Annotated in this window: 2 protein-coding genes and 3 pseudogenes; all 5 read left to right on the top strand. The window is 63.9% G+C overall.

All coding sequences use genetic code 11. The annotated features are described in order from the left end of the window. Window positions 1-85: 85 nt before the first annotated feature. Window positions 86-181: pseudogene (locus AO388_RS29965) on the top strand (hypothetical protein); the annotation flags it as partial. 61 nt (window positions 182-242) lie between these two features. Further along, window positions 243-2,276 (top strand): annotated as a pseudogene (locus tag AO388_RS29835) (non-ribosomal peptide synthetase); the annotation flags it as partial. A gap of 140 nt (window positions 2,277-2,416) precedes the next feature. Further along, window positions 2,417-2,704: a phosphopantetheine-binding protein gene (locus tag AO388_RS29830; protein ID WP_236713958.1), complete on the top strand. Its 288-nt coding sequence runs from the start codon at window positions 2,417-2,419 to the stop codon at window positions 2,702-2,704. After that, a pseudogene (locus AO388_RS29960) lies at window positions 2,595-3,224 on the top strand (condensation domain-containing protein); the annotation flags it as partial. The gene AO388_RS29830 and the pseudogene AO388_RS29960, both read left to right, overlap by 110 nt. Before the next feature lie 61 nt (window positions 3,225-3,285). After that, window positions 3,286-3,874: condensation domain-containing protein (locus tag AO388_RS29955; protein ID WP_269085768.1), on the top strand; the 589-nt coding region annotated here is incomplete at its 3' end.

Genomic DNA, 3,874 nt, shown 5'->3' with positions numbered 1-3,874 from the left:
CCGGGCCTTCAGCCAGGGGCTGGCCGACCCTCTGCCGGCACTGGCCTTCCAGTATGTCGACTACGCGGCGTGGCAGCGGCAGTGGTTGCAGGGCGAAACCCTGCAAACGCAGGTCGAGTTCTGGCGGCAGCACCTGAGCGGCGCACCGGCCTTGCTGGAGCTGCCAACCGACCACCGCCGCCCACCGTTGCGCAGTTATGCCGGCGGACGGGTGAGCCTGGCCCTGAGCCCGGCATTGACGTATGACCTTGCTGGCGGGCTGGTCGAGTCTGTTGAGCCGCTTCAGCGGGCAGGACGATGTGGTGATCGGCACGCCGGTGGCAAATCGTCCGCGCAGCGAACTGGAGTCGCTGATTGGCTTCTTCGTCAACACACTGGCGCTGCGCATCCGGCCGGAAGGGCGCCTGAGCGTGGCGGCGTTGCTGGAGCAGGTCAAGGCGGTCATGCTGGCGGTGCATGCGCATCAGGACCTGCCGTTCGAGCAGGTGGTGGAGGCGCTGCAGCCCCCGCGCAGCCTGGGTCATAGCCCGATCTTCCAGGTCATGCTGGCGCTGAACAATACCCCGGGCGGCGGCGAATTCAGCCTGCCGGAGCTGAGTCTGGAGCCGCTGCAAGCGCCGCACACGACGGCCCAGTTCGACCTGTCGCTTGCGCTGGTCGAGGCGGATGGCGGGTTGATCGGCTCTCTGGAATACGCGAGCGATCTGTTCGAGCGTGCAACGATCGAGCGGATGGCGGGGCACTTGCAGGTGCTTCTGGAAGGCATGGTGGCGGATGACCAGCAAGCGGTCGCAGAACTGCCGCTGCTGTCGTGCGAGCAACGTCGGCAGGTGTTGGAGTCGTTCAACGATACGGCAGCGGCCTACCCGGCGGACAAGTTGATTCATCAACTGTTCGAGGAGCAGGCGGCGCAACAACCCGATGCCCTGGCGGTGGTCGATGACGCCGGAAGCCTGACCTATGGCGAACTCAACGCCCGGGCGAATCGACTGGCACATTACCTGATCGGCCTGGGTATCCAGCCGGATGATCGGGTTGCGATCTGTGCGCAACGCAGCCTGGAAATGGTGGTGGGCTTGCTGGGGATTTTTAAGGCGGGTGGTGCGTATGTGCCGCTGGATCCTGCGTATCCGGAGCAGCGATTGCGCTACATGCTGGAAGACAGCGCGCCGGTGGCGGTGCTGGTGCAGGCCGAGACCCGGGCGTTGCTGGGCGAGTTGGCGGTGCCGACGCTCGATCTGCAAGATGCCGACTGGGAGGTTGAAGCTGAACACAATCCTGTAGTGCCGGCCATCACGCCGCAGCACCTGGCCTATGTGATCTATACCTCGGGTTCCTCCGGTAAACCCAAAGGCGTGGGCGGTCCACATCAGGCCATGGTTAACCGTCTTTACTGGATGCATAACACTTTCGGTGGTCAGCGACTCGAAAAGCATGCACAAAAAACGTCGATCAGTTTTCTCGATTCGGTGACTGAAACGCTGATGCCCTTACTGTTTGGCGCGCAACTGCATATCGTGTCGCCGCTGGCCTCCAGGGATCCGCTACAGCTGTGGCAGGCGGTTACAGAGCATCAGTTGACCCGTCTGGTTCTTGTCCCTTCACTGCTGGAAGAACTGTCGAGGATAGAGAACCGACAAATTTCGCCAGAAAAGCGGCTGATCGTTTGCAGTGGCGAGGTGTTTTCGTCCTCCCTGCTTGCTCGCACTCGTGCTTGGTTACCTTCGGCCACGATACTGAATTTCTACGGTTCGTCGGAAGCGGCGGGTGACTCTACTTTTTACCTGTGCGACAGCGCTGTTCAAGCGGGTCATTCACTGCCGATAGGTCGTCCGATCGCGAATACACGGATTTACCTGTTGGATGCACATGGCCAGCCGGTACCGATTGGGGTCATTGGCGAGATCCATATCGGCGGCGCGGGGGTTGCCCGTGGCTATCTGAATCTGCCGGAACTGACGGCGGAGCGTTTCCTGGACGACCCGTTCAGTGCCGAGCCGGCGGCGCGGATGTACAGGAGCGGCGATCTGGGGCGCTGGTTGGCGGACGGCAATATCGAGTACCTGGGGCGTAACGACGATCAGGTCAAGCTTCGGGGCTTCCGGATCGAGCTGGGCGAGATCGAGTCGCAGCTGGCGGCTTGCCCTGGGGTCAGGGAAGCGGTGGTGCTGGTGCGCGAGCACCGTCCAGGCGACAAACGCCTGGTGGCGTACCTGACGGCGCAGGAAGGTGCCGTATTGTCGGCGGCGCAGTTGCGCGAGCAACTGTCGCAAGGGCTGGCGGAGTACATGATTCCGAGTGCCTTCGTAACGCTGGCGCGTTTCCCGCTGCGCCGGAGGACGACGCTTATGCCAGTCGTGATTACGAGGCGCCGGCAGGTGACGTCGAGCATGCGCTGGCAGATATCTGGCAGGTATTGCTGGGGCTGGAGCGTGTCGGTCGCCATGACCACTTCTTCGAACTGGGCGGGCATTCGTTACTGGCGGTACAACTGGTGTCGCGTCTGCGTCATGAACGCCCGGCTCTCGGCGCAGACGCCGTTGACGCTGGTGGATCGCAATCTGCCATTGCCGCTGTCGTGGGCGCAGCAGCGCTTGTGGTTCCTCGATCAACTGGATCGGGCGGCCGGAGCCGCCTATCACATCCCGGCGGGACTGCGCTTGCGCGGCCGATTGAACAGAGACGCCTTGCAGGCCACGCTTGACCGGATCGTGGCGCGCCACGAAACCCTGCGCACCCATTTTGCCTTGCACGAGGGCCAGGCGATCCAGGTGATCGCGCCGGCGACTCAAGGGTTCGCCCTGGTCACTCATGACCTGCGCCCGCTGGACTGCGCGGCGCAACATGAGACGCAACACGAGGCCGTAGAGCAGCTCGCTCGCGAGGAGGCGCTGGCGCCATTCGACTTGTCGAGGGGGCCGCTGATTCGCGGGCGGCTTGTGCAACTGTCGGAGACGGAGCACATCCTGCTGGTGACGCAGCACCATATCGTTTCGGACGGTTGGTCGACGGGCGTTCTGCTGCACGAAATCGGTACGTTGTACCGCGCCTTCAGCCAGGGGCTGGCCGACCCTCTGCCGGCACTGGCCTTCCAGTATGTCGACTACGCCGCGTGGCAGCGGCAGTGGTTGCAGGGCGAAACGCTGCACACGCAGGTCGAGTTCTGGCGGCAGCACCTGAGTGGTGCACCGGCCTTGCTGGAGCTGCCAACCGACCACCGCCGCCCACCGTTGCGCAGTTATGCCGGCGGACGGGTGAGCCTGGCCCTGAGCCCGGCATTGACGTATGACCTTGCTGGCGGGCTGGTCGAGTCTGTTGAGCCGCTTCAGCGGGCAGGACGATGTGGTGATCGGCACGCCGGTGGCGAATCGTCCGCGCAGCGAACTGGAGTCGCTGATCGGCTTCTTCGTCAACACACTGGCGCTGCGGATCAGGCCGCAAGGGCGCCTGAGCGTGGCGGCGTTGCTGGAGCAGGTCAAGGCGGTCATGCTGGCGGCGCATGCGCATCAGGACCTGCCGTTCGAGCAGGTGGTGGAGGCGTTGCAACCACCGCGCAGCCTGGGCCATAGCCCAATCTTCCAGGTCATGCTGGCGCTGAACAACACCCCGGGCGGCGGCGAACTCAGTCTGCCGGAGCTGAGTCTGGAGCCGCTGCAAGCGCCGCACACGACGGCCCAGTTCGACCTGTCGCTTGCGCTGGTCGAGGCGGATGGCGGGTTGGTCGGCTCTCTGGAATACGCGAGTGATCTGTTCGAGCGTGCGACGATCGAGCGGATGGCGGGGCACCTGCAGGTACTTCTGGAAGCCATGGTGGCGGATGACCAGCAAGCGGTCGCAGAACTGCCGCTGCTGTCGTGCGAGCAACGTCGGCAGG

The sequence above is a fragment of the Pseudomonas sp. ICMP 10191 genome (genome assembly GCF_001467335.1).
Classification (GTDB): Bacteria; Pseudomonadota; Gammaproteobacteria; order Pseudomonadales; family Pseudomonadaceae; genus Aquipseudomonas; species Aquipseudomonas cerasi.
Note: the sequence above shows the minus strand (reverse complement) of the source record. Positions and strands in the feature narration are given on the sequence as shown.